The sequence below is a fragment of the Nocardia sp. NPDC058518 genome (assembly GCF_042719655.1).
In the GTDB taxonomy this organism is placed as follows: Bacteria; Actinomycetota; Actinomycetes; order Mycobacteriales; family Mycobacteriaceae; genus Nocardia.
Window position 1 is genome coordinate 113,034 of sequence record NZ_JBHXNJ010000020.1, and the last position, 25,992, is coordinate 139,025.

At 69.0% G+C, this 25,992-nt stretch carries 25 protein-coding genes; 21 read left to right on the plus strand and 4 right to left on the minus strand.

Annotated features, from left to right (window positions below):
• Positions 1-267 precede the first annotated feature (267 nt).
• The 16 genes from ACFWPX_RS28825 to ACFWPX_RS28900 all read left to right on the plus strand — a co-directional run bounded on the left by ACFWPX_RS28825 (position 268) and on the right by ACFWPX_RS28900 (position 16,856).
• The gene (locus ACFWPX_RS28825; RefSeq protein ID WP_378930677.1) at positions 268-1,878 is read left to right on the plus strand and encodes a cutinase family protein; all 1,611 of its coding nucleotides are present in this window, start codon (positions 268-270) and stop codon (positions 1,876-1,878) included.
• 55 nt (positions 1,879-1,933) lie between these two features.
• Positions 1,934-3,010 carry a hypothetical protein gene (locus tag ACFWPX_RS28830; protein ID WP_378930679.1) on the plus strand — a complete coding sequence of 359 codons (1,077 nt, stop codon included), beginning with the start codon at positions 1,934-1,936 and terminating at the stop codon, positions 3,008-3,010.
• 9 nt (positions 3,011-3,019) lie between these two features.
• A complete protein-coding gene (locus ACFWPX_RS28835) occupies positions 3,020-3,874 on the plus strand; it encodes a hypothetical protein (RefSeq protein ID WP_101467046.1) in 855 nt (284 codons plus the stop codon).
• Entirely contained in the window at positions 3,871-4,512 is a 642-nt protein-coding gene (locus ACFWPX_RS28840; RefSeq protein WP_378913070.1) for a hypothetical protein, read from the plus strand. Before ACFWPX_RS28835 ends, ACFWPX_RS28840 begins: the two co-directional genes overlap by 4 nt.
• A gap of 94 nt (positions 4,513-4,606) precedes the next feature.
• The gene (locus ACFWPX_RS28845) at positions 4,607-4,900 is read left to right on the plus strand and encodes a hypothetical protein (RefSeq protein ID WP_378913069.1); all 294 of its coding nucleotides are present in this window, start codon (positions 4,607-4,609) and stop codon (positions 4,898-4,900) included.
• The gene (locus ACFWPX_RS28850) at positions 4,900-5,154 is read left to right on the plus strand and encodes a hypothetical protein (protein WP_056810720.1); all 255 of its coding nucleotides are present in this window, start codon (positions 4,900-4,902) and stop codon (positions 5,152-5,154) included. The genes ACFWPX_RS28845 and ACFWPX_RS28850 overlap by 1 nt, the downstream gene beginning before the upstream one ends.
• A complete protein-coding gene (locus ACFWPX_RS28855; protein WP_378930681.1) occupies positions 5,151-5,753 on the plus strand; it encodes a hypothetical protein in 603 nt (200 codons plus the stop codon). The genes ACFWPX_RS28850 and ACFWPX_RS28855 overlap by 4 nt, the downstream gene beginning before the upstream one ends.
• The gene (locus ACFWPX_RS28860) at positions 5,750-6,565 is read left to right on the plus strand and encodes a hypothetical protein (RefSeq protein ID WP_378913067.1); all 816 of its coding nucleotides are present in this window, start codon (positions 5,750-5,752) and stop codon (positions 6,563-6,565) included. Before ACFWPX_RS28855 ends, ACFWPX_RS28860 begins: the two co-directional genes overlap by 4 nt.
• 56 nt (positions 6,566-6,621) lie before the next feature.
• Positions 6,622-8,067, plus strand: a complete 1,446-nt coding sequence (locus tag ACFWPX_RS28865) for a hypothetical protein (RefSeq protein ID WP_378930723.1) — start codon at positions 6,622-6,624, stop codon at positions 8,065-8,067.
• A complete protein-coding gene (locus tag ACFWPX_RS28870) occupies positions 8,064-9,560 on the plus strand; it encodes an SCO6880 family protein (protein ID WP_378913065.1) in 1,497 nt (498 codons plus the stop codon). The genes ACFWPX_RS28865 and ACFWPX_RS28870 overlap by 4 nt, the downstream gene beginning before the upstream one ends.
• A gap of 7 nt (positions 9,561-9,567) precedes the next feature.
• A complete protein-coding gene (locus ACFWPX_RS28875) occupies positions 9,568-12,000 on the plus strand; it encodes a hypothetical protein (protein ID WP_378930683.1) in 2,433 nt (810 codons plus the stop codon).
• Positions 11,997-12,305, plus strand: coding sequence for a transposase (locus ACFWPX_RS28880; RefSeq protein ID WP_056810706.1), 309 nt, complete (start codon positions 11,997-11,999; stop codon positions 12,303-12,305). The genes ACFWPX_RS28875 and ACFWPX_RS28880 overlap by 4 nt, the downstream gene beginning before the upstream one ends.
• Before the next feature lie 61 nt (positions 12,306-12,366).
• On the plus strand, positions 12,367-14,022 hold the full coding sequence (locus ACFWPX_RS28885; RefSeq protein ID WP_378913063.1) for a peptidoglycan DD-metalloendopeptidase family protein: 1,656 nt from the start codon (positions 12,367-12,369) through the stop codon (positions 14,020-14,022).
• Positions 14,019-14,585: a hypothetical protein gene (locus ACFWPX_RS28890; RefSeq protein ID WP_378913062.1), complete on the plus strand. Its 567-nt coding sequence runs from the start codon at positions 14,019-14,021 to the stop codon at positions 14,583-14,585. Before ACFWPX_RS28885 ends, ACFWPX_RS28890 begins: the two co-directional genes overlap by 4 nt.
• A 31-nt stretch (positions 14,586-14,616) precedes the next feature.
• Complete coding sequence (locus ACFWPX_RS28895) at positions 14,617-16,443, plus strand: type IV secretory system conjugative DNA transfer family protein (RefSeq protein ID WP_378930685.1); 1,827 nt, start codon at positions 14,617-14,619, stop codon at positions 16,441-16,443.
• Positions 16,440-16,856, plus strand: a complete 417-nt coding sequence (locus ACFWPX_RS28900; protein ID WP_378913059.1) for a DUF4913 domain-containing protein — start codon at positions 16,440-16,442, stop codon at positions 16,854-16,856. Before ACFWPX_RS28895 ends, ACFWPX_RS28900 begins: the two co-directional genes overlap by 4 nt.
• A gap of 40 nt (positions 16,857-16,896) precedes the next feature.
• Here ACFWPX_RS28900 and ACFWPX_RS28905 read toward each other — a convergent pair whose 3' ends face one another.
• Entirely contained in the window at positions 16,897-17,484 is a 588-nt protein-coding gene (locus ACFWPX_RS28905) for a hypothetical protein (protein ID WP_378913058.1), read from the minus strand.
• 238 nt (positions 17,485-17,722) lie between these two features.
• On the minus strand, positions 17,723-18,619 hold the full coding sequence (locus tag ACFWPX_RS28910) for a peptidylprolyl isomerase (RefSeq protein WP_378930687.1): 897 nt from the start codon (positions 18,617-18,619) through the stop codon (positions 17,723-17,725).
• An 85-nt stretch (positions 18,620-18,704) separates the two neighbouring features.
• Here ACFWPX_RS28910 and hisS point away from each other — a divergent pair, with 85 nt between their 5' ends.
• Positions 18,705-19,979: a histidine--tRNA ligase gene (gene hisS, locus ACFWPX_RS28915; protein ID WP_378930689.1), complete on the plus strand. Its 1,275-nt coding sequence runs from the start codon at positions 18,705-18,707 to the stop codon at positions 19,977-19,979.
• Positions 19,980-20,064: 85 nt separating this feature from the next.
• On the plus strand, positions 20,065-20,712 hold the full coding sequence (locus ACFWPX_RS28920; protein WP_378930691.1) for a hypothetical protein: 648 nt from the start codon (positions 20,065-20,067) through the stop codon (positions 20,710-20,712).
• 29 nt (positions 20,713-20,741) lie between these two features.
• On the opposite strand, the gene ACFWPX_RS28925 is transcribed toward ACFWPX_RS28920, so the two are convergent.
• A complete protein-coding gene (locus ACFWPX_RS28925) occupies positions 20,742-21,755 on the minus strand; it encodes an Rv2578c family radical SAM protein (RefSeq protein ID WP_378930693.1) in 1,014 nt (337 codons plus the stop codon).
• A gap of 169 nt (positions 21,756-21,924) precedes the next feature.
• Between ACFWPX_RS28925 and ACFWPX_RS28930 the strand changes: the two genes are divergently transcribed.
• Positions 21,925-22,773 carry an SGNH/GDSL hydrolase family protein gene (locus tag ACFWPX_RS28930; protein ID WP_378930695.1) on the plus strand — a complete coding sequence of 283 codons (849 nt, stop codon included), beginning with the start codon at positions 21,925-21,927 and terminating at the stop codon, positions 22,771-22,773.
• Between the two features lie 12 nt (positions 22,774-22,785).
• Here the strand turns inward: ACFWPX_RS28930 and ACFWPX_RS28935 are convergent, their stop codons facing one another.
• Positions 22,786-23,760, minus strand: coding sequence for an NAD-dependent epimerase/dehydratase family protein (locus ACFWPX_RS28935; RefSeq protein WP_378913051.1), 975 nt, complete (start codon positions 23,758-23,760; stop codon positions 22,786-22,788).
• A gap of 193 nt (positions 23,761-23,953) precedes the next feature.
• Here ACFWPX_RS28935 and ACFWPX_RS28940 point away from each other — a divergent pair, with 193 nt between their 5' ends.
• A complete protein-coding gene (locus ACFWPX_RS28940; protein ID WP_378913050.1) occupies positions 23,954-24,271 on the plus strand; it encodes a type VII secretion target in 318 nt (105 codons plus the stop codon).
• Entirely contained in the window at positions 24,268-25,890 is a 1,623-nt protein-coding gene (locus ACFWPX_RS28945; RefSeq protein WP_378930697.1) for a hypothetical protein, read from the plus strand. Before ACFWPX_RS28940 ends, ACFWPX_RS28945 begins: the two co-directional genes overlap by 4 nt.
• Positions 25,891-25,992 lie beyond the last annotated feature (102 nt).

Below are 25,992 nucleotides of genomic sequence, written 5' to 3' on the forward strand. Positions count from 1 at the left end.
CTTGGGGGCGGGCGGCTGTGTTTTTGTCACCCCCCGGGGCCGCGCCCCCCCCCCCCCGGCGGGGCCCCCGGGGCCGCTGTCTGTGCGGTGGGTCGCCGAAAGGTTGCTGTCCGCAGCGGGTTTGCCGGGGGCAGTGAAAGGGCCGTTTAGGGCAGCGTTTGGGTTACCCGGAATCTGTTACGGTTTAGTGCGTTTCAACGCTCCACTGGTCAGCCGAAACGGACTGTGATGCGGATCGATATGGCTCGGTGCACGACACGACTCACGGTGACGCTGATCGCGTTCACCGTCGCTTCGCTGTCGGTTACGGCGGGGGTGGCCGGCGCGGAAGACGGTACACCCACCACGCCGTCTACACAGGTATCTATCGCGGCGTGTCCGGCGCTGTACGCCTTGGGAATCCAGGGCACGGGCGAGTCATCGCCCGACGCGGCGCCGAGCACCGACACCGGGATGCTGTCGACGGTGTTCCGCCCGATGCTGGCCGGTGCGGCCGACGCGGGACTCGTCGATCGGGCATACGTGCCCTACGAGGCGGGTTTCGGCGGTGCGGTACAGGGTGGGGCGGTGCCGTACACGGAATCGGTCGCCGGGGGCTTGCAGCGACTGCGCTCGATGGCGACCCAGGTGACGCAGCGTTGCCCGGACACCCGGATCGCGGTAGTCGGGTATTCCCAAGGCGCTCACGTCGCCTCGCTGTTCGCCCAGGAGGTCGGTGCGGGCACCGGGGCATTGTCCGCGGACAAGGTCGCCGCGGTCGCCCTGTTCGCCGACCCGACCCGCGCCGCGAACGCGCCACTGTTCCCCGGCGCGCCCGACCGGTCGTCGCCGCTCGCCGCACCGGGAACCTCCGGCGAGGCGCTGAGCGCCATCGGTACGGTGCGGCAGGGCATCGCGTCCGGAGGTGGACTCGCCCCGCAGAGCGACCAGGCCGACAACTTCGGCAAGCTCACCGGTCGCGTCGCAAGCTTTTGTGCCACCGGCGATCTCGCGTGCGACGCGCCGCAGGGCGCGCCGATCGTGCGGGCCGTCACCAACCTCATGAGCCAGTCGAAACTGTCCGGCGGCGACCCGATCGGCTCGTTGACCTCGATCGCGCAGGCGCTGGCGTTCACCTCCATCAAAACCGCCACCGCGGTGGTCGAGGAGGACCTCTCCGGCGCCACGGTGGGCGATGTGTCGATCTCGCCGAAGAAGTCGATCTCGCAGCGGCTGTCCGACGCCTCGGACCCGAGCAGCAAGCTCGATGTGAACGCCGCGTATCGAGCACTGCTCAAGGTGGGCATGATCGGTCTCAACGCCGTCGCCACCGTGGTGAAGTCGGTGATCAGCCCGGCGAGCATCAGCGAATTGGCCACGGCCACACTGTCGAATCCACTGGCCGGGCTGACGCTGCTCGGGACGAAACTGGTCGGTGCGGTCCCACAACTCGTGCCGCCGACCACCGGGGTGCGACTGGTCAACGAGGCGTTCACCGCGGTCAAGCAGAACGTCACCGACAACTCCGAACTCCTCGATGTCACCACCTGGGTGCGCTACTGGAACACGTTGCAGCGCCACGACGCGTACTCGCGCATGGGTGTCGGCGCGAACGGCGCGACACCGACGCAGTATGTCGGCGCGTGGTTCGCCGCTCTCGCCCGCGACGCGGCAGGCGTTTCCGGGAAGGGCGCGGTACCGGTCGGTGGGTCCGACTCGCGTGGTTTGGGAATATTCCAGAGCCCGACCGGCGCGTCTACGACACCCAAACCCTCCGGTGGGGGACAATTTCCATTCGGGACAGGAGCCGATGGCGCCTCATCCGGCGGCGCGACGACTCCGCCTGCCGCGACACCCGTAACCACCGCACCCATCACCCGTCCGTTCTCTGTGAACTGATCACCGAGAGGTCTTCGATGCGAACTGTGCCCGGCGCCGTGGAAAGGGGGGAATGTTGAAGTCGTACAACGAATTTTCGCGCTGGTACTCGGCGCTGGAGCCCGAGACCGATGCGGGCGCCCCCGCGCGCCCGGACACCACCGAACCGGTGGCAGGCGACGACGACAGCATCGACCGATATTCGACGAGTGCGGAGTCCGTCCCGGCCGCCGAGCCGGCACCGGAGCGGACCACGGTGGAGGAGCGTCGGCCGGAACCGTTCAGCCTCGCCCTCGACGATCAGCCGAACACCACTGGCGACCACCGGGCCGCCGAGTTCGATGACACGACAGCTGAATCCGTCGACGTCGCCGCGGCCGAGTACGGGAAGCGGCCCTACCTGCCCGAACCCGAGCCGGTACCACCACCCCCCGCACAACTGGCCGGACGTCGCAGCGACTTCACCGGCGGCTGGTCGGACTGGGTCGCCGACCACGCACCCGGACCCGACGACGACTACGACGCCGAACTCGTCCAATTCCCCTGGCCCGAGGCCGCCGCCGACGACTACGACAACGCCAGGGTGCTCGAACCCTCCGGCGCCCTGCGCGCGAACCGGAAACGGCAGCGCACCTGGGTGGTCCTCGCGGTCTCGGTCCTCGTGCTCGTCCTCGCCGCGACCGGTGTGTTCTTCCTGCTCTTCGGCCGCGGCGACAGCGACACCGCCCGCGACACCGCCCCGCCACTGCACTTCACCGCGGGCAACCTCACCGCCGACACCGCGGGCTCGTGCCCGACCGAACGCACCGAGATCGTGCTGCGCAGCGCCGAATCGGGCGGCACCGGCTCGGGCCCCGACGCCGTCCTCGCCTTCCAGTACGCCTACTACGTGACCCGATCGGGGGAGCAGGCCAGAGCGGTGGTCACTCCCGACGCCGATGTCTCGCCGGCCGCCGTGATCCAGCGCGGTATCGACACCATCCCGGTGGGGACCACCCACTGCGTGCGGATCACCACAGTCGCGGCCGACCGGTTCACGGTGGAGGTCACCGAGTTCCGGCCGGCGGGCGCACCGGCCACCTACACCAAGCAATCGGTGCGGACAGCGCTGGTCGGCGATCGCACGCTCATCACGGGCATCGCGGCAGGGTAAGGAGAGGCGATGACAGACGACTGGAGCCGATGGCTCGACGAGGCACCCGAAGGGGACCCGTCCGATGACCTGGCGCGTGATCCGGCTCCGGTGGTGCGGCTGCGGCGCCGCAACGGTGAGCGCCGCGACGGCACCCGCAGGCCGATCCTGGTGGTGGGCGGCTGTGGCGGTGCGGGCACGACAACGACGGCGCTCGGCCTGGCCGCGGAACTGGTCACCGCGGGTGCGACGACAGTGGCGGTCGACGCGACCGCGGCGGGCAGCGATATCGCCTTGCGCGGCGCCGACAAACACCTGCACCCGGTGAACCTGCAGTCGTGGGTATACGGCCGCGGCGACGACGAACCGGCGCCGCTCGAGGAGTGCCTTTCGCGCTCCACCTCCGGTTTCGGACTGCTGTGGCGCGATGCGACCCCGCTGCGCCGCCGCGCGACATTTCTCACTGTCGCGCGGGCACTGGACACCGGTGGGTACACGGCGGTATACGACGGCGGCAACCCGATTGCCGGACGGCAACTGCGACCCCTGCTCGATGACGCCGATATCGCACTTGTGCTCGCCATTCCGGCCCGCGTCGACGCCGCCAACCGGCTGCGGGTGACCCTGGAATGGCTCGACGACCACTACGGCGACGACGGCGCCGGTGTGGTCGCCGACACCACCATCGTTGTCTCGCACCAGTATTCGCACGACGACTCGCGCGTAGCGGAGCATTTGCGCGAGCACCTGTCCGGCTGGGTGCGTGAGGTTGTCGAGATCCCCTACGATCCGCATCTCGCGCGCGGGGAACTCGTTCGCCACGCCGAGCTCGCCGAGGCGACGCGTTCGGCGTATGCGAGCTTGCTCGCCGGGGTGGCATCATGACGGCAGCCATGAATCTTCGTCGTCGTCGTGAACCGGACGCCCCCGCCGGTGTAGTCGCGCCGCCAGAATCGCTGCGCGCCAAGATCTGGGAGCGTCCGGTGCCCGGGGTCGGCCGGGCGCCGCTGCTGTGGTTGCTCGGGGTGCACGGTGGCGCGGGCGCGACCACGCTGTCGCATGTGCTCGCACCCGCCGCCGACGCGCGCGGGCGCTGGCCCGGTGTCTTCGACCGTGAGTCTCCCTACGTCGTCCTGGTCGCCAGGGAAACCATCTCCGGACTCACCCGCGCGCACGATCTGCTGCGCCAGCACCACGCCGGGCTCGCGGGCCCGGCACTGGTACTCGGCATGATCACCGTCGCCGCGCGCCCCGGCCGGATGGCACCGGAGATCCGGCGCTACCGGGAGGTGGTCGGCTCGCTGGCCGGGCACGTCTGGCAGGTGCCGTGGTTCGAGGAATGGACTCTGGTGGAGTCCGACGCGCTTCCGGTGTGGTCGCCGGGCGACGAGGTGGCGGTCAAGAAACGCCGCCCCGATCCGCTCGACGACGTGCCGGTCGAAATCGGTGACCTCGGTACCGATGTGGTCGCCGCGATCCGGACGAGTCTCGGCGCGGCCGCGCCGGGCGAGGGTCGATCATGAACGCCGGGCGGGTTGCCGGTCGGTGGTGTACAAACGTGTGTCGTCGTCGAAGTGTTTGTGGCACAACACCTTTACTGTGGGAGAAAGGCACCCGATGAGCATGATCCTCCTCGCCGTGCAGGACACGTACGGCACCGTGCTGGCCCAGGTCGGTAATCCGACTCCGGAAGCTCCCCCCGGCTCGGAGAAGATCCTGCAGCTGGTGCGCTACCTCACCTGGTTCGTACTGCTGTCGGGCATCTGCGGCATCACCTACGCGGGCGGCAAGTTCGCGTGGGAGCGCTGGACCGGTGGTGGTCTCGAGTCGCCGAAGATGGTGGCGGGCGCCATGATCGGTGGCGTCGTCGCGACCAGCGCCGGCACGATCATGAGTGCGGTCATCGGTTAGTGATCACCGTGCTCGCCTACAAACAGATACCGGCCGACGTGTTGGCGCCGATGATGCAGTTGCTCAACTGGCTGCTCTGGTTCGTCCTGCTGTCGTGCCTGGCCTGGATGATCCTGTCGGCGGGTCGGCTGTGGATTGCGTTCCGCAGCGACCTGGCGGTGAACGATGCCTCACACGGCGTCCTGATGAGCCTGATCGGTGCCTCGGTCGCCAGTACCGCGTCCGCGATCGCGCTGGCCTTCCTGCCGGCATGAATTCCACAGTGACACGACCGGTCGCGGTCGGTATCGCATTGCTCGCGGCAGCCGTCGGCTGCGGTGGCGATACCGGCCCCGACCTGACAGCCGCCCCGACGGGGATCGGCTGGCAGGACTACCAGGGCATCCCCATGCCGCACACCGACCAGGGCCCGAAAACGGTGAGCCAGGGCGCCGCGACGGGTTTCGAGCATTCCCCGCGCGGGGCCGGGCTGGCGGCACTGACCCACACCATCCGGTTGTCGGTGGCACCGGACAGTCAGTGGGCACAGGTGGTGAACGCCGAACTCGTCCCTGGACCGGCGCGTGACGAGTGGGCGATCAACCGAGTACAGCTGTCGATCACCGGACCCGCCACGGCGGAGTACGCGCCGAAATTGTTGGGTTACAAAATTACCGAATATCGTGACGAGCGAACGACAGTCGACGTCTACACCGAATACTCCGACCGGTCACGGGCGGTGAACCACACCACGGTCAGCTGGTACGGCGGAGACTGGCGACTGCAGTTACCCGATCCGCGCTCGGTCGACCGACCGGTCGACCCGATCGACGAATTACCGCAAGACATCGTGACATTGGAGGCACCGCAGTGAGCGAGAAGGAGCCGGGCACGCGCGACCGCGCGTCCTTCGGCATGATCGCCTCCGGTGCCCTGCTCGCCCTGATCATGGTCGTCGGCGCCGTCGTGTACTTCACTCGCGACGGAGACGGCGAGGCCGACTTCGCGCCACCGCCCGCCCAGGCCGCGGGCGGAACGGGATTCGCCGAGCCCGAGGTCGACCTGCTCGGCAGGCGGGTGGACGTTCCGAACAACCCGGCGGGCCAGCCGCTGGCCCAGCAACCGGGTACGCAGCGTACCGCCGCGGACCCGGATTGGCTGACCGGCGCGCCGGAGGGCACCAAGAAACCGCATGGCTGGCAGCGTGTCTACGGCGCGTCGGTGCCGTTCTCCACCTCCGACGGGCCGTCGCGGATCGAAGACGGACTCGCCGTCGGGTACGCGCGCACACCGCAGGGCGCCGCGCTGGCTGCCGCGCAGATCACCTACCGGCTCAACGCCCGCCCGGCCGATCGCGACCTGTATGTGACGCAATTGCGGGTCAGTACAGCGCAATTGGCCGCCTACGACTCCGCGCTCTCGGGCCAACGGCTGCCGAAACAGCAGCCGGAGAAGGTGACCAGGTACTTCGTGGCCTCCGACGCGTTCAAGATCGACGACTTCGCCGAGGACCTGGCGATCGTGCGGCTGGCCTCGCGCGGCCCGGTGATCGACGGCAAGCAGTTATACGCCGCCATGCGGATGATCGTGGTGTGGGACGCCGGTGACTGGCGGCTCAAACCGTCGACGACAGCAAATACCCAGACCGAATACGTGGAATCGCTGGCGGGGTGGACGACATGGTGATCGAGGTACAGCACAGCCCGGATCGATTCCGCGCGGACCATCGAGGGGTGCCAACTATGCTGAGGCGGATCGTCACCATTTTCGCGGTGATCTTCACCGTGATGATCGCGACGCCGACGGTGGCCTACGGCCAGACCTACGGCTTCGACGAGGCGTGCAACGAATTGCACGACACCCTCGACAGCGTCGCGATCCCCGGAGTCTCGCTCGGCGACGCGGCGTCGGCGGTGTGTAAGGCGGGCAATGCCGCCTCCCATCCCGGCGAAGCGGCCACCGCCGTCAAGGACAAGGCGTGGGATTCCACCTTCGGCAAGGTGGTCGACTCGCTGATGAAGGGCCTCGGCGAGGCACTGATCCTGGCGTTGACCTTCTGGATGAAGGTGCCCAACGAGGCGGTGAGCGACTCGGGGGCACTGTTCACCAAGATCAACGACTACACCTATCAGATCCAGATATTGCTGTTGATCGCCTCGGTGATCATCACCGGCGGGCGATTGGCCGAGGCCAGACGCGGGGCGGCCGTGAGCGAGGCCGCCGAATCGTTCCGCCTGTTCGCCAGAGTGGTGTTCAGTTCGTGGATGCTCGGCGCGGTGATCGTCGCGGGCACGCGAGCCTCGGACAAGTTCTCCGAGTGGATCATCGAAGACGCCACCGGCGGCAACGCCAAGAACATGGCCGAGTTGATGGTGAAAACCAGCAAGTTGCAGGCCTTTTCGCCAGGTCTGGTGCTGATCATCGCCATCGTCGGCCTGCTCGGAGCGCTCGCCCAGATCGTGCTCGCCATCGTTCGGCAGGGTCTGCTGGTGGTCGCCGCGGGCGTGCTGCCGCTGGCCGCGGCCGCCTCGGCGACCGGGACCGGCAAGCAGTCGTATCAGAAGCTGGTCGGCTGGATCATCGCGTTCATGCTGTTCAAACCGGTGGCCGCGATCGTGTACATGATCGCGTTCACCACCGCGGGCCACGTCGACGAGACCACCGAGTCCGGCGGGTTGCCCAGCGGTGAGGACGCGCAGCGGATGCTGGTGGCGCTGGTGCTGCTGTGCAGCGTGGCGTTCGTGCTGCCCGCGCTGATGCGCCTGGTGGCGCCCGCGGTCGCCACGGTCGGCACCGGCGGTTCGGGTCTGATGGTGGCCGGTGGTACGGCGGTCGCCGCGATGGGACTCGGTGCGATCGGTACCAAGGCCGTCGCCTCCCGGCCGGTGGCAGCGCCCGGCTCGGCGGGCTACTTCGGCAGTGGCGGTGCGGGTCCGCGGCCGGGTGGGCCCGGCGGCGGTGGTGGCGGGGGTGGCGGTGCGCCGCGACCGATGCCACCACCGCGCGCGGGTGCTCCCGCACCCGCGACGACCAGTTCCGGCGCGGTGCCCGCGGGTGCGCGCAATGTCGCCGCCGCGCGGACCGCGGCCAACACCACCGGCCGCGCGGACCAATCGATGGGCGACGTCGCCGGTGACCGCTGGGCGAATCGTTCACCCGACCTCGGCAGGAGCACGATTCCGCGATGACCACCTCGGCGACCGACACCTATCAGCGCCGCTCGTACGGGCTGTGGCAGAAACCCCGCAGTGCCGGCCTTTTCGGCCTGCGCTGGGAAGAGACCGTGATCGGTTTCGTCGTGGTGATCACGGCACTGGTCTGCGCGATGGTCGGTGGATTCAAATGGGGTTTCATCGTCGGCGGGCTCGGCGCGCTGGTGATGGTGCCCTTGGTGTGGCGGACGGGGGGCCGCTCGGGCTATGAGACGGGACTGATGATGTTCAACTGGAGGCGCTCGCGCAACAACGGCGAGCACGTGTACCGAGGCGGCCGGTTCTCCCGGATCCCCGGCGGTGTCACGAAATTGCCAGGGCTGCTCGCTCCGTCGAAGCTCTACGAGGGCATCGACGCCGGTGGCTATCACTTCGGGATGATCCATCTGCCCGCGTTCGCGCAGTACACGGTGGTGTTGCGGGCCTGGCCGCAGGGGCACGAGGCGGTGGACCAGCCGGTGATCGATCGCTGGGTCGCGGCCTGGGGCACCTTCCTCGCCTCGGTCGGCCAGACCAGCGATATCGTCGCGGTGGTGCCGGTGATCGACACGGTGCCCGAGACCGGAAACCGGTTGCTCAACGAGGTTTCCACGATCACCCGCCCCGAAGCTCCCGATCTGGCCCAGCAGGTGATGTACGAGCTGGCCACCGAATTGCCGCAGGAGCGTGTGCAATTGCTGCCGCGGGTGGCGATCACGTTCAAGGCGACCACCGCAGAGCGGCGCAAGAACCCGGCCGAGGAAGCGGTGGAGATCGGGCGCAGGCTGCCCGGTATCTGCGCGGCGCTGGCCGAGGCGGGCGTGCGGGCGCAGCCGATGGCGGCGGAGGAGGTCATCTCCTTCATCCGCCGCAGCTACGACCCGGCCTCACAGGCCGATCTCGAGGTGGCCGCGGCCGATCCCGGTGGGCACGGCCTCGGCTGGGACGACGCGGGTCCGGTGTCCTACGACGAGAAGTGGGATCACCTGATCCACGACGGCGGCCGCTCGGTGACCTGGGAGATGGACGCGGCGCCCGAGGGCGCGGTGGACGAGCGGGTGCTGCAGCGACTGCTCGCGCCCAATCCCGAAGTGCCACGCAAACGCATCGCGATCGTCTACCGGCCGCATTCGGCCGCCGATGCCGCGGAGATCGTCGACGACGACTTCAAGAACGCGCTCGTCGCGCAGCAGAGCGAACGCGGTGTGGTCTCGGCGGCGGCGACGCTGCGAGTCGGCGCCACCCAGCAGGCTCGCGAGGAGCAGGCACGCGGACACGGTGTCACCCGCTTCGGCGCGCTGGTCACCATCACCGAACCGCTGCGCGGTGACCTGCCCCGGATCGAGGCCATCACCCGTGACCTTTCCACGCAGGCCCGGCTCAAGATCCGGCGCTGCTACCGCTACCAGTCCGCCGCGTTCGCGGCCTCTCTCGGTTGCGGCGTGATCCTGCCCGAACACGCAACCATTCCGAAGGCATTGGCGGGGTGAGGCGATCATGGGACGCGACTACGAACCCCCGGTGCGCGATCGCGACGACGTCGCGTTGCGCCCGGTCCACCGGCCGCCGCGCATTCGCGGCGAACGCGAGCCACGGCCCGCGGGGAGCGCGCCGCGCGTGAGCGAGGACGTGCTCGGCCTCGACGAGCGCATCGAACGCGACGAGCGCGAGCGCTCGGCGCGGGGATCACGCACGACCGAAGAACGTCCGCAGGGCGAGCGCAGGTCGCGCGAGGAACCACGTGCCGACCGAGGCCGCCCGACGCGACCGCGTGGCGAGGAACCGCGCCGACCGCGGGAGGACGAGGACGGTCGTCTTCGCTCCCGTGGTGACGAGACGCGCGGTCGCGGTGACGGATCGCGAGCAGCAGGCCGCGAAGGTGCGGGGGAGCGGCGCACCCGGCGTCCGCATCCCGATGCCGAGCGGGCCGCCAGGGCGCGGGCCGAACGGGGGCTGCGCGACGAGGACCACGGCCCACGTCTGGAACACCAACGCCCCCAGGGCGATCCGCGTCGGCGGCCGAAGCAGGCCGAACCCAAGCTGACCAAGCGCAAGCCGAGGCCCGCGAAGGCGGTTCGCCCGATCCGGCCCGATGAGGCCGCCGACCGGGCGATGGGTTCGGGTCGGTCCGCGAAATCGACCAAGCCGGACCGGCGTTCGCAGTCGGGCCCCTCGCTGCTCGACGACGCCACCCGCGCCCGCTACGAGATGATCGCCCGCGAGCAGTCGGGTCTGCGCGCGGCCTGGGCGACCTTCCGTATCCACACCGACGACCTGCGTCGCAACAACGCGCAGGCGCGGACCGAGGCCGTCGTCAAAGACGGATTCGACCGCACCACCGCCGAATTGACCGACCGCGGTTACTCGGGCGCGGGCGGCGGCAAGATGAACGTCGTCGGCCGCCCGGTGGAGTATCGGGCCACCACCGCCCAGGTCGCCGGCCTGTGGCCGTGGTCGGTCGGTGCCGGTGCGCCGCTGATCGGCACCCCGCTCGGCTCGCATCTGCATACCGGCGCCCCGGTCTGCTTCGATCCGATGAACTGGTTCATGCGTGGCAGCTTCATCACCGCGCCCAGCCTTTTCGTGCTCGGTCTCAACGGGTTCGGCAAGTCCTCGCTGGTGCGCCGGATCGTGCTCGGCGGCATCGCCCAGGGCATCACCCCGCTGATCCTGGCCGACGTGAAACCCGACTACCGCAAGATGGTCGAGCTCGTCGGCGGTCAGGTGATCGACCTCGGCTACGGGCACGGCAAGCTGAACCCCCTCGCCGCGGGCGTGCTCGGCTCGGTCGTGCCGCGCCTGGAAGACAAACCCGCACTACAACGTCAGGTGCTGCAGGACCTGCGGGCCAGGCAGGTGACGCTGATCGCGGGCCTGGTGGAACTGGTCCGCGGCGCCCGCGTCGCCGACTTCGAGGAAACGCTGATCGCCACCGCGCTGCGCATCCTCTACCAGCCCGGCGGCTTCACCCCCGACAAACCGCCGATCATGGAGAACCTGCTCGAGGTGATCGTCGGTGGCGGCGCCGAGATGATGCTCGACGCGGGCGCCGACAACGCCGATGAGTACCAGAACGCGATCAAGAACCTGCGCCGATCGCTGCGCGCGCTCACCCAGGGCCCGTTCGGCGCGATCTTCAACGGCCAGACCAGCGTTCCCATCGACACCAGCGCCGTCGCGGTGTGCATCGACGTCTCGCACATCCCCAGCGGCGACAAGAAGCTCAAGGCCGCGGTCATGCTGGCCTGCTGGGCCGACGGTTTCGCCTCCGTCGAGGCCGCGCACGTGCTGGCCGACGCCGACCTCGGGCCGCAGCGCTACTTCCAGGTGGTGATGGACGAGCTGTGGCAGGTGCTCGGTCTCGGTGACTTCATGGTCGACCGCGTCGACGAACTGACCCGCCTGCAGCGTGGCCTCGCCACCGCGCTGATCATGATCAGCCACACCATCAAGGACCTGCAGGCGCTCGGCTCGGACGCCGCGATCGCCAAGGCCATCGGCTTCCTGGAACGCGCGCGCGCGAAGATCTTCGGCGCGTTGCCCGCCGAGGAGATCAGCAGGCTCGACTCCACGGTACCGTTCACCTCGGCCGAGCAGGAGATGGTGACCAGTTGGTCGGCGCCGCAGGCACTCACCGGTGAGGCGCTCAAGCCCGGCCAGCAGCGGCCCTCACCGCCCGGTACCGGAAAGTTCCTGCTGAAGGTCGGCGAGGATCGCAGGCCCGGTATCCCGTTCCACATGGAATTCACGGTGTCGGAGCGAGAAAGCGGAATCCACGACACGAACCAGCGCTTCAGCGAGTTCGGCGACAACCCACGTGGTACGCCTGCCCACGGCGGGCCGGAGGCGGCAGCGGAGCGTAACCACGCAGGCCCTCGAGGGCAGGCGTCATCAACGCTGCCGGACTACTCGAACGGGAGTGAGCAATGATGCCGCACCGGTCCTATCGCCGGGTCTCGCCGGAGGTCCGCAATGCCGCCGTCGCCCAGGTGGTCGCGCTGACCGACAAGTTGCGCAGCGAATCCGAGGCGTGCCGGATGGTCGCCGAACAGATCGGCGTGCACGCCAATTCGGTGCGTAACTGGGTTCGCGCGACCCAGGATCCGAGCCTGGACCGGATGGACGCCACCGCGCTACGCCGCAAAGTGGCGCTGCTGCAACAACAGCTGGCCGCCGCCGCGGAGATGAACCGCACGCTCGCCGACACGCTCAACGAGTCCCGGCGCCGCACATGAACGCCACCGCGACCGGCGTTGCTGAAGTCGGCGCCCGGCGCGGAACGCGGGGAGGCGGCCGGTGAACGTCCGCACGATCATGATGACGGCGTTCGGCTCGGTCATCGGGTTGGTGGCGCTGGTGCTGGTGATCGTGCTGCCGTCCTCGGATGAGACCTGCGAGACCGGCGATGTGCTGGACGGATCGTCGGTGCCCACCCTGCCCCAGCTCGGCGGTGACCATCGCGCGGGCGCGACCAGTGCCGCCGCACCGACCTCGAATCCGGCGGTCACCGCCACGCCGGTGCTGGCGGCCGGCGTCGGTCCGCTGCGGCGCACGCTGCCGCTGGAGATCGGCACCTTTACCGTCTCCGACGTGTTCGGTTCGCGCGGCGGCGACCACAAGGGCATCGACATGGCCGCGACCGACGGGACCACGATCTACTCGGTGTCGGATGGCCGCGTCGTCGCCGCCGGTCCCGCTTCGGGTTTCGGCAACTGGATCGTCGTGGATTCGGTCGACACCAACGGCCGCGCCTACTCCGCGGTCTACGGCCACATGTGGGACGCGGGCGTCAAGGTGCGCAGCGGTCAGACGGTGACCGCGGGTCAGCCGATCGGGATGGTCGGTTCGGCGGGTGAATCCAGTGGCCCGCACCTGCATTTCGAGATCGTGCCCGGTGGCCGGTTCACCGGTGGCCGTCAGATCGATCCGATGCCGTGGCTCGACGGCGCACCGACTCCGGATGTCGGTGGTGCGCGGGCATTTTCGAGCGATCCGAACTGCGTGCGCGGATTCGGTAGCGCCGGTGGGGCACTGGCCGACGGGAAGGTGCCCGCCGAACTCGAGATCTGGTATCGCCGCGCGGGGACCGTGTGCCCGGAGATCTCGTCGTCGCTGCTGGCCGCCCAGGCCAAGCAGGAGTCGGGATTCCGGCGCGGGCTCACCTCGCCCGCGGGTGCCCAGGGCTTGGCCCAGTTCCTGCCGGGCACGGCGGCGAGTATCAATCCCGACGACGGTCAGCCCTACGTCATCGATGCCGACGGCAACGGTTCCGCCAGCGTGTGGGACGACGGTGACGCGATCATCGGACAAGCCCGCTACATGTGCTCGATCGCCCACAAGATCGCCGGGTGGCTGGCCGCGGGGCGCGTCTCCGGCGATCTGACCGCACTCACCCTGGCCGGATACAACGCCGGTGAGGGCGCGGTGCTGGCGTCCGGTGGCATGCCCAATCAGTATGCGGCGCACTATTCCGAGACCAGGCCCTACGTCACCAACATCTTGTCGATGGAACCGCAGTACCGGGCGCCCGGCGCGCAAGGCCGATTCACCCCCGGGCAGGGCAGTGACGGCGAACAGATCGTCGAGGCCGCCCACGACTGGCTCGGCACACCGTACGTGTGGGGTGGTGGCGGCGTGCAGGGGCCGAGCGGTGGCGGTTTCGACGGGCCCGGACTGACGGCCGCGGCGGTGTTCGCCGCGTCCTCGGGCGCGGTCTCGTTGCCGCGCACCGCCGAACAGCAATGGGAGGCCGGGCGGGAGGTACCGATCGCGAAGGCAGCGGCCGGTGATCTGGTGTTCAGCGGTTTCGGACGGCAGGGGCCGACACAGGTCGGGATCTACGCGGGCAACGGTCAGCTGATCCAGGCGGTACCGCCGACGAGCAACCGCGGTGGCGGCGGTGTCGCCGAGGTGGCGGTACCCGGCGACGCACGGGCGAGGAGGGTGTTGTGAGCGCGCGACCAGCGATAACCTGGTGGGAGAGAACACGAATCCGCACAACCGGGGCGGTGATGCTCGTGGTGGTCCTGCTCGCGGTGCCCGCCTGTGGTGGCGACGCCGAGCCGACGCGTCCCGAGACCACCCCCACCACCCGCCTGCTCGAAGCCGCGGTCGACCCGACCACGCCCGACGGGGTCGCGGTCGTGGCCCTGCGCGAGGTCTACACCTGGAACCCCGCGACCGAGCAACCGGGATCGTCGCTGCAGCGCGCGCGAGAATGGCTGGGGCCCAGCATGATACGTATGCTGGACAGCTCGATCGGCGCCACCGAAACGCCGAAACCGTCGCTGCAGTGGGCCGACTGGGCGAAGGCGAAAGCGCACGTGGAGGCGTTCACCTTCGCCTCGGGGGAGCCCGCGCCCGCGAGCGCCGATCCCACGGTGGCGCAGTACAAGATCGGCATCGAACAAACGGTCGTCTACCCGAACGGACGCACCGAAGCCCTACCGCCGAGCACGGTCATCGCGACCGTGGTGCAGACGCCGCAAGGCTGGCGCCTCGACGCGTTCCGCTGACCACCAACCACGTCCACACAAGGAGGCACCCGTGGCGAAGAAGAAGGTGACGGATCCGGCCGCGGTCGGACCCGACACGACGCTGATCATGATCGTGTTCGGCTTCGCGGCGCTGTTCACCCTCGCCGCCGCCCTGCACCTGGGCAACGCGCTGGCGGTTGTGCCGCAGAACATTCCGGTCAATCCGATCGCGGTGGTCGCCGATCTGGCGCGGGGCAAGCTGCACTGGCCGCGCGCGTCGACGGTGATCGTGCTGTTGGTGATCGCGTCGGCCATCGCGTATGTGGTGATCCGCAAGCGGTTGAAGAAGCGGGCGGTCGCGGGGCGGTTGGCAATCGACGACAAGGCCGACTACATGGGTAGTGGCAGTGCGATCGGGTCGATCACCGAGGCAGGCGTCCGGGAGAAGGCGAAGGATCTCGGCGTGCGGCTGGGGACCGGCGACGCGCCAGGGGTACCGATCGGCATCGCTGTCGCCGACGGCACCCCGCTCTACGGCTCCTACGAAGACCTCCACCTCGATATCTGGGGGCCTCGACAGGGCAAGTCGACCTCGCGGGTGATTCCGGCGATCCTGTCCGCGATCGGCCCCGTGCTGGCGACATCGAACAAACGTGACGTCGTCGACGCGACGCGCGACGTGCGCGAGGACAAGGGCAGCCGCACGTTCGTGTTCGACCCGCAGGGCGTCGCCGGTGAACGACCGACCTGGTTCTGGGATCCGCTGGCCTGGGTCAACTTCCGCACCGAAGGCTGCGAAATGCGGGCGGCGCGATTGGCCGGTCACTTCGCCGACGCCGAGACCGGCGGCAGCGCCGACGACGGCGACAACTTCTTCGATCCCGAGGCCGAGGACCTGCTCGCCGCGTTCTTCCTCGCCGCCGCGATCGCGGGCAAACCGATCACCCAGGTGTGGGAATGGGTGACGAATCCGCAGAACACCGAGGCGATCCAGCACCTTCGTGGCGCCGAACACCACTTCACCGCGTCCGGCCTTGCCATGCAGTACAACGCTGACGAACGCACCAGGAGCGGCATTTTCGGTACCGCCAAGAAGATGATCCGCTGCTTGCAGCTGTCGAACGTGCATCCGTGGATCACACCGGCCGACGGTGTTCGTCCGCAGTTCGACGAGTTGGAGTTCATCGAGCGCAACGGCACGCTGTACTGCCTGTCGCTCGAGGGGCGGGGATCGGCGGCACCGCTGGTCAGCGCGCTCACCGAGGCCGTCATCGATGTGGCCATGCGCAAGGCTTCCCGCTCGTCCGGTGGGCGGTTGCCGATCCCGCTGCTCGCGGTGCTCGACGAGGCGGCCAACGTGGTGCGCTGGAAGGATCTGCCCAAGCAGTACAGCCACTTCGGGTCGCGCGGCATCGTGGTGATGACCGTGCTGCAGTCCTGGGCGCAGGGTGCGCGCTGTTGGGGCGAGGCCGGAATGAGCGCGCTGTGGTCCGCGGCCAATATCAAGGTGCTCGGCAGCGGTGTCGACGACATGGCCTTCCTGCGCGATCGATCCGAGGCGATCGGCGAGTACGACTCGATCTCGTCGTCGATGTCGCAGTCGGGCAACAGCAAGAGCTACTCGCGCTCGCTCAGTTCCTCGGTGACCTTCACCCCGCAGGGCCTGGCGACGCTACCGCGCGGACGCGCGGTCGTGTTCACCTCCGGTCAGCCGGCCGTGCTGGTGCGGACGGTGCCGTGGTGGGAATCGGAGTACTCCGAAGCGGTCAAGAAGTCGATCGAACAGAACGACCCGACTCGCAAGACCCGGATGGACGATCTGTTCGGATCGCCATCGCTAGCGAAATCCATTCCGCCGGAAGAGATCGGTGAAGTCGAGGAGGTCAAGCCGCTGTGAGCAACGATTTTTCGGATGCCGACCGGCAGGAGCGTGTCTACGCCGGGGTGAGCGAGTTCGTCCGCGAATACCTGAGCCAGCTCTACCGTCGTCAGGTCACCGACATCAGCGATACGGTGTGGTGCCCGGAGTGGTGGCGCCATCCCGAGGCCGCCGTGCGCCTGGATGCGCTTTGGCAGGCGTGGGAGCACTACCGGATGAAAGGTGGCCCCGGTATCAGCGTGTGGTTCCTCGAACACGCCGATCCTCACATGATCAAGCTGTTCGACCCGCGCGGGCCGTTCAAGTACTGCAGCGTCCGCAACGGGCACAAGGAGATGCTCACCTCGTTGCCGGTGGAGAAGCCGGACATGGCTCAGTGGACCGAGCCGGATAACGGGCTGTGGGACAAGGGCGCTGCCCCCGGCGCCTGAGCCACGATCTCGGCGGGGCCGCACCCCGGCGCCGCCGAGATCAGCGTCCGCGTTCGATCCCGCGTTCGATGCCGCGTTCGAGCCCACGTGCCCGCGCCGGCATGTTCCGCGTTCCCGCGTCGCGCAGCCGGATCGCTTCCTCGGGCGAAATCCCGTGGCCCATCTCGACCAGCATGCGCACCTGGCTCAATTCGGGGGCGACACCTGCCCGTTGCAGATGTGCCGCGATCGCCGCGCGCCGCTCGGTGGAGTCGTAGCTCACGGCCTGTCCGGCGGTGCTCGCGGGCCCGGCGGCGCTCGCCGCGAAGGGGGAACCCGACTCCTTGTTGAGGCTGATGCCGCGCGATTCCACACTGCGTGATTCCACACCGCGTGATTCCACCGTGCGCGAACCCACCGACATCATCTGCACGAGTTCGATATTGCGCGGATCCTTGGCCTTGAGATCGCGGGCCTCGCGGATCTGCAGCTCCCGCGCTTCCTTCATCTTGGCCTCGATCGCCTTCGCGCGTGACTCGGCGTCTTTCTGGCCGTGTTCACGCGACTTGACCGCCACCAAGATGGCCATCTGCAGCATGGTGCGCATCATGGACGCCGTTTCGCTGCCGATGTCGTCGAGTTCCGCCATGACTGCTCCCCGATGCTGCTGTGGAAGTGGACATCTGAGCCTACCGCGCGAACGACACGGTGCGATGTCCGGCGGGGCCGGTGGCAGCGGAGAAAATGCGGGTGGGCGCGACGCGAGCCGAATGAATCGTAGGGTTGCCTAGCCTCTGATGATCTTCTTCGCACGTCGGAGCCTGAAAACCGGAAACGGACCGGACACGCGAGCGTGTCCGGTCCGTTGTGTCGCCCAGAAAGCGGTGTCAGCCCACCTTGACAGTGTTGAACGAGATCGGGATGGCAGGCCCACCGTCTTCGGCGCCACCCTTGACGCCGCCGCCCGCGACCTTGTCCAGGGTGGCGAGTCCGGCTTCGTCGATCGTGCCGAAGATGGTGTAGTTCGGCGGCAGCTGGGTGTCGCCGAAGACCAGGAAGAACTGACTTCCGTTGGTGCCCTTGCCCTCCGGTGAGGTGCCCGCGTTGGCCATGGCGACCAGGCCGCGCTTGTAGTTCACCGGCTGCTGCAGCGCCGGGTCGTCGGCGGCGAACAGGTCGGTCGGGTACTCGTTGTCGAAGCTGTAGCCGGGTCCGCCCTTACCGGTGGCCGTCGGGTCACCGCACTGCAGGATGCCGAAGCCCGGCGTGGCCACGATGCGGTGGCAGCTGGTCTTGTCGAAGTAGCCCTGCTGGGCCAGGCTCACCAGCGAGTTGACCGTGCACGGTGCCTGCGCGCTGTTGAGCGACAATCCGATCGGGCCCTGCGTGGAGTCGATCGCGACCTTGACCGCGGGACCGTCGGTGGCGACCGAGGTCGTGGCGGGCGCGGTGACGGGCTTCGCGGGGGGCTCCTGGCCCACCGGGTAGCTGCAGTCGACGGTCGCCGGCTTGGCCGCGGGGGGCGGCGGGCCGGGGATGTCGAGCGGAGTGTTGACGAACTGGGTCGTCGGCACCGCCGAGGACGACTCGGCGTTCGCCGTCTCGCTGTCGTCACCCCTGGTGAGGAAATACACGCCCGTCGCGGCGGCCGCGACGACTATCACACCCAGTACCGAGCCCGCGATCGTCAAGCGCTTGCGCTTCTTCTCCTGCTCGGCCCGTCGTGCCAGCTGGCGCTCCAGCTTGCGCTTGGCCGCCGCCCGTCGCTGTTCGTTACTCGGCACTACCGCGTTCCTCCCGTGTCGTCAGGTTCGTCTAGAGGGTAACCGGTTGGACGCGGGGGGCGCCCGTGGGGAAAACTGGACTATCGTGACCAAGACCAGCAGCTTCACCGCCCCGAAGGGGGTCCCCGACTACCTGCCGCCCGGTTCGGCCGAGTTCGTCGCCGTGCGCGACGGCTTGATCCACGCCGCCCGACTCGCGGGGTACGGGCATGTCGAGCTGCCGGTATTCGAACAGACCGCCCTGTTCGCACGGGGTGTGGGCGAGTCGACCGACGTGGTCAGCAAGGAGATGTGGACCTTCGCCGACCGCAACGGTGAGAGCTTCACCCTGCGCCCCGAAGGCACCGCGGGCGTGATGCGCGCGGTGATCCAGCACGGTCTGGACAAGAGCGGTCAGCTGCCGGTGAAGCTTTGCTACGCCGGTCCGTTCTTCCGGTACGAGCGTCCGCAGGCCGGTCGCTACCGTCAGCTGCAGCAGGTGGGCATCGAAGCCATCGGCATCGACGATCCGGCGCTGGACGGCGAGGTCATCGCGATCGCCGACGCCGGATTCCGCTCGCTGGGTCTGGACGGTTTCCGTCTCGAGATCACCTCGCTCGGCGACGAGACGTGTCGTCCGCAGTACCGCGAACTGCTGCAAGAGTTCCTGCTCGGGCTGCCCCTCGACGAGGAAACCCAGCGTCGCGCGCTGATCAACCCGCTGCGCGTGCTCGACGACAAGCGTCCCGAAGTCCGCGAGCTGACCGCGAACGCGCCGCTGATGATCGACCACCTCTCGGAGTCGGCGAAGGCCCACTTCGAGCAGGTGCTCGCCCACCTCGACGCGCTCGGGGTGCCGTATGTGGTGAACCCGCGCATGGTGCGCGGCCTCGACTACTACACCAAGACCACGTTCGAATTCGTGCACGACCAGCTCGGCGCGCAGTCGGGCATCGGTGGTGGTGGGCGCTACGACGGATTGATGGCCGAACTCGGCGGACAGCCGCTCTCCGGCATCGGTTTCGGCATCGGTGTCGACCGGACCGTGCTGGCGCTCGCGGCCGAGGGCAAGTCGGCGGCCGATCCGGCGCGCTGCCAGGTCTACGGCGTCGCGCTCGGTGACGCCGCCAAGGCGAAGCTGGTCACGCTGGCCGGCGAGCTGCGCGCGGCCGACATCAGCGTCGACCTGGCCTACGGCGGACGTGGGATGAAGGGCGCGATGAAGGGCGCCGACCGTTCGGGGGCGAAATACACCCTCGTGCTCGGTGATCGTGACCTCGCCGAGAACACGATCGGCGTCAAGGAGATGACCACGGGCGAGCAGCGGTCCGTCCCGCTCGACGGCGTCGTCGCGGTCCTGCGCGAGGAACTCGGTCGCTGAATCCGCTCGGCTGCTCAGGCCGGTGAGGCGCGGTAATCTGACCGCGCCTCACGCCGGGCGGGCCGGTGGGGGTGGAGAGGCAATCGTGGACGGGCAGTCCGGGCAGTCGTCGGCGACGGAACCGGTCGGTATCGACCTGGTGGCGCCCGAGGTGTTCGCGCCGATGTTGCGCAGGCTCGCGCTGGCCGCGTTCGGCGTCGGTGTCGGGGCGGGGTTGCTGTCGGCGGTATGGCTGAGCTGGCCGTACGCGATTCTGATCGGGCTGGTCGTCGCGGTCCCGACCATCGGCTACGTCTTCGCGTTCCAGCGTCGGCGAATGTGGTTGAGCGGCACCGTGATCCGCGCACACCGGCTGTTCGGCGAACACACTCTCGACCTCGCCGACGCCACCGGCGTGCACCTGCTGGTGTACCCGGCACGGCTCAGCCGCATCGTCCTGCGAGTAACCGCGGGCGGCGACACCCAACTGGTGCCACTGGCGATGTACACCGACGTGGGCAGCGGCCGCGAACTGCACCTACTCGGCCTGCGCAAGCTCGCCGACGCGCTCGCCGCCAGCGAACTCGTCGCCGCCATCGCGATCTCGGAAGTGCTGGTGGGGCAGTTGCGCGCCGAGGCCCGCGACGCGGGTCTCGACGAACGCCCGCTGTATCGCGCCGTGCGGGCGGTCCGTAGCAAGGACAGTGTCTCGCCGGTAGTCCTCACCGATTCCGAGGTCGCCGCACTCGGCTGATCCTGGCAGTCGTGGTCGAATCCGGGTGGTCAGCCGAACAGCGCGAGTTGCGTGTCCTGCGGAGTGAGTGGGGGACCGAGTGGGGTTGTGGGGCCTTGGGTTCGGCGCAGGCCGTGGTGGGTGAGAAGGGGGTTCACCCGGTCGCGTAGCCAGTCGCGGTAGAGGGGAGTGACGGTGCCGCCGCGGGCGTAGAGCTGACGGTAGCGGCGGATGAGGGCGGGGTGCTCGGTGCCGAGCCAGGTGAGGAACCAGTCCCGGGTGGGGCCGCGCAGGTGCATCGGGAAGGCCACGGCGCTGGCCGCGCCCGCGTCGGCGATCGCCGCGAACAGGGCCTCGAGGTGGGCCCGGCTGTCGGTGAGGCAGGGGATGATCGGCGCGGCCATGACGTGGACGGTGAAGCCGGCGTCGGCCAGTGCGCGGACCAGGTCGAGCCGGGCGCGGGGTTCGGGCGTGCCCGGTTCGAGGCTGTGGTGCAGGTCGGGATCGAGGATGGCGACCGATACCGCCACACTCACCTCGACTCGCCGGGCCGCCTCGGTGAGCAGCGGGAGATCGCGGCGCAGCAGGGGGCCCTTGGTGAGGATGGAGAAGGGGGTGCCCGAATCGGCGAGGGCGGTGATGATGCCGGGCATCAAGCGGTATCGGCCCTCGGCACGTTGATACGGGTCGGTGTTGGTGCCGAGCGCCACCGCCTCGCGCTGCCAGGAACGCCGCGTGAGTTCGCGGCGCAGGACCGCGGCGATATTTGTTTTCACCACGATCTCGGAATCGAAATCCTCGCCCGCGTCGAGGCCGAGATATTCGTGGCTGCCACGCGCGAAGCAGTAGCGGCAGGCGTGTGAGCAGCCGCGCATCGGGTTGATCGTCCAGCGGAAGGGCAGCGCGGAGCTCTCGGGCATCTTGTTCAGCGCGCTCTTGCACAGCACCTCGTGGAAGGTGATGCCGTCGAACTCGGGGGTGCGGACCGTGCGGACCAGCCCGGCCCTGGTGAGGCCTGGTAACGCGCCGTCATCGGCGTCTAGGGTCTGGGCTTGCCACCGCACCCAACGAGTCGAACATGTGTTCGACTATGTTGTCAAGCGCGACTCGGCGCCCCCGTCGAGTGGGCAGGTCTCGGACGGACACATTCGAGCGCGGCGCGGGTAAAATGGCTGATGGCGGGCCATTCGGCCCGAAGATCGGTGATGTCGGTATCTAGTTGAGAAGTGTTCGATGATCAGGCCGTTGCTCGTCGCGGTCGTCGCCCAACTCGTCGTCGGCCTGCTGTTTCCGGGTGCCGCCGCGGCGGCACCCGGAATGTCCTATGTCGCGCTCGGGGATTCCTATACCGCCGCGCCGGGGCTGCTCGAGCCGGTGCCGGGCAGCCCGCCCCTGTGCACCCGATCGGTGTCGAACTATCCGCATCGGCTGGCCGCGGCGACGGGGTGGGAGCTCACCGATGTCAGCTGTGCCTCGGCAGCCACCGTGCACATGACCACCGCCCAATATCCCGACCAGCCACCGCAATTCGACGCGCTGTCGCCGCGGACCCGGGTCGTCACCTATCAGATCGGCGGCAACGACGACAATCTGTTCCAGACGATGGTCATGTCATGTGTCGCGCTCAATCTCGGTAATGCCGCCGATGTCGGCACACCGTGTCGCGACGCCTGGGGCTCGCGGTTCAGCGACGACATCGCGGACAACGAGCCCGCGATGGGTGCCGCCATCGCGCGCATCGGGACGCTCGCCCCGAACGCGCGCGTGTACGTCGTCGGATATCCGGCGGTGCTGCCGGAATCGGGCCGCTGCTATCCCCAGATCCCGCTCAGCACCGGCGATATCGCCTACGCGCGGGGTGTCGAACAGGAACTCAACGCCGCGTTGCGGCGACAGGCCGAAGCCAACGGTGCGACCTATGTCGACATCTACACCCCCGGCATCGGGCACGACGCCTGCCGTGATCTCGCGACCCGGTGGGTCGAGCCGCCGGTGCCGGGTCAGCTCAACGCGACACCGGTGCACCCCAACGCCGCGGGGCAGCAGGCGACGGCGAACATCATCGGCGAAGCGGCGGCGTAGGGGTGCACGGGGTCAGGCGGTGCGCGGAGCGCGCAGGAAGTCGACCAGATCGGCGACGGTTTCCGCGGTCGGGCGCGGGCGGTAGCCGAGTTCGCGTTCGGCCTTGCCGTGATCGACGATCGGCGCCGAGATGAGCGCGCCGAGTGCGGCCTTGGACAGGACGTCGGAGCCGAGGCGCCTGCTGATCGGCTCGAGTACCGGCAGCAGCGCGCCGAGTGCCTTCGCGGGGACGGCGAAGCGTGGACCCTTGGCGCCGGTGCGCGCCGCCGCCATCCGGCAGAAGTCGATCATCGTGGTCATCTCGCCGCCGAGCAGGTAGTTCTCGCCGGTGCGGCCCTTCTCGCCCGCGAGGATCAGGCCCAGGGCGACGTCGCGCACGTCGACCAGGTCGAAGCCGCCGCCGATCATCACCGGAATCTGGCCGCGCATCGCCTGGGCGGCGATGGAGTTCAGCCGGGACAGTCGCTCGGGGTGATCGACCGGGCCGTAGACGCCGGTCGGATTCACGATCACCGCGTCGAGCCCGCGCTCGATCACCGGGCGCAAGGCCAGTTCGCCGGACCACTTCGACCGGTCGTACACCGGCAGGCCGGGATCGTCGGAGCGGCTGGAGGTTTCGTCGATGTGTCCGCCCGCGCGATACTGATCGAAGGCGTGGATGGAACTGGTGTGCACGAACCGGCGCACACCCGATTCCAGCGCCGCCTCGGCGGTGACGCGCACGCCTTCGGTGTTCACCCGCCACGCCAGATCGTTGCGTTCGGCGAGGGTGATCAGCGCGACGAGGTGGTACACCACCTCGGTGCCCGCCAGCGCCGCACGCATCGACGCCGGGTCGAGCACATCGCCGTCGACCCAGGTCACGGCCGGATCGGCGGTAGTCGGGGCCGCGCGGTCGATCGCGACGACCTCGTGGCCGCGCTCGACGAGCAGAGGGATCAAGTTGGTACCGAGGTAGCCGGCTGCGCCGGTCACTGCGACCTTCATGAGCCCGAGGATATAGAACATGTTCTAGTTTTGATAGTGGATCACGCGGATCGAAGGTGGCACGACTCGAAAACTGCCGGGGAGTTCGGCTATATTTGGCGCCAATCGCAGTTGGGTGGTCGCGTCGGGAGTTTCGCGTCCGTCGCTCGCTTCTGTAGTGCAGACTTTTCACGACGAGTTGGGGGGATTTCGCATGACCGATCTCTCGGTGCAAACCGAAGGAGTCGCGGCGTTCGCGGCGACCAATGGCGGGGTGGCGGGACAGGTCGCCGCGGCGGGCAATATCGACTTGGTTGCCAGCGTGTCGGCGGCGACGCCGGTGTTCGGCCTCATCGGCGCCGACTACCTCGCGATGTTCGCGGCCGCACAAGCGTTGCAGGCCAAGGACATCAACGACCTGTCGGCCAAGTTCAGCTCACTCTCCGACGCGGCCTTCAAGTCGACGGTGACCTTCGAGACGACCGATATCGACAACGCCGCCCAGCTCGCGCGTCAGGCTGCCGGCCTGTGAAGCCGCTGAGTTCGGACGCGGGCGTCATCGCTCCCGACGCCGCTATGGCCGCCGCCGATGCCGCGACCGCGTCGGTGATGGGTGCGGCACCCCTCGACTCGCAGGCGATCCTGGACGTGCCGCTGGTGCAGGTACCCGAGGACGCTGCCGAGACCGAGGAAGCGGTCTTCACGCTCGCACAGAAGATCACCGACGAAGCCCAGAACGGCAGCATGTCGCCGGCCGGGCTCGGTGGGCTCGGTGGCCTCGGCACCGGCATCCAACCCCAGGACATCCTGTCCGGCGTCTCCGACGATGCCTCCTCCGCGCTCAGCGGCTTGCAGGGCACCGTCGCTCAGGTCGCGGCGCCCGCGTCGGCTGCCGCGCTGACCGCGTACGACCAGGCCAAGGCCGCGCTCACCGGCACGTCGGGCACCGGTGCCGCGAGCACCTCCGGCGCGAGCACGTCCGCCGCCGCGACGACGCTGACCGAAGATCCGGTCGCCGCGCTGATGAGCGGACTGTCGCTGCCCGCGCTGCCCGGCATCGACACCCTGTTCCAGCCGTTCCTCGACCTGCTCAGCAGCTTCGGCACCGGTGTCTTCAGCTCGCTGGACCCCACCGCGATCCTGAGCAGCTCCTCCGCGGTCATCGAACAGGCGATGAGCCTGGCCCAAGGCGGGGTGAAGACCGTCCAGCAGTTGTGGGAAGGTGAGGCCGCCGACGCGGCGACCACCGCCAGCCAGCAGGCTCAGACCCAGGGTCAGGACACCAGCCAGCGCGGCATCGACATCTCCGCGCTCACCCAGCAGGCGGCTGCCGTCGTCCAGACCGGTAATGCTCAGCTCACCACGATCGCCACTACCTTCGCGGCCCAGGCCACCGCGCTCGCGCCGACGATCATGCTGCCGCCGACCCAGGCCACTCTGATCGGCTTGGCCACCACGCATCTCGGTGAAGCGGTGTCGGTCGTCAACGTCACCCGTGGGCAGTTGATGGGGTACACCGGCGAACTCAGCGGTGTCGTCGGGCAGCTCGCCAGCCAGAGCGGCCTGCCCTCGCCCGATGAAGTCCTGGCCGCGGCCTCGGAGAACATCGGCGAACCGCTGCTCACCCAGGCCGAGGAAGCCCTCACCGGCGGCGATTCCTCCACCACCGCGGCGAGCACCACCGCGGGCACCACCACTCCCGGCTCGACGACACCGTCGAGTCTCGGCACCGGTGGCTCCGGTGGCAGTGGCGGCGGGTCGGGCGCTTCGCTCGGCGCGCTCGGCACCGCGCGCGGTGGCGCGGGTGGCAGTACCGGCGGCACACCGAGCACGGGCACGCCGAAGACCACGGCGGCCGTACCCGGTGCGGGGGTTCCCGCATCGGGCCGTGCGATGACCACCGGTCTGATGGGCTCGGGTACCACCACGGCCGCGAGCACCGGCGGTACCTCCGGCATGATGGGCGGCGGCGCGGGAGCGGGCGCGGGCCGTGGCAACAACGAGGAAGAACACGGTCGTACCGTGCAGCCCTACCAGAGCCGCACCGGCAACGACGATCTCACCGGCCCGCTGGGCGAATCCACGCCCGATGTCATCGGCGCCGTCCACGAGGACGAACGCGACGAGGACGCGACCGCCGACCGGTTCTGACCGGAAAGGGGGGGGGGGGGGGGGGGGCGCGGGGGGCGGGGGGGGGGGGGGGGGCCCGGGAGCGAGTGTTTGGGGGGGGGCGCCGGGTGGTTTGGTTGGGTG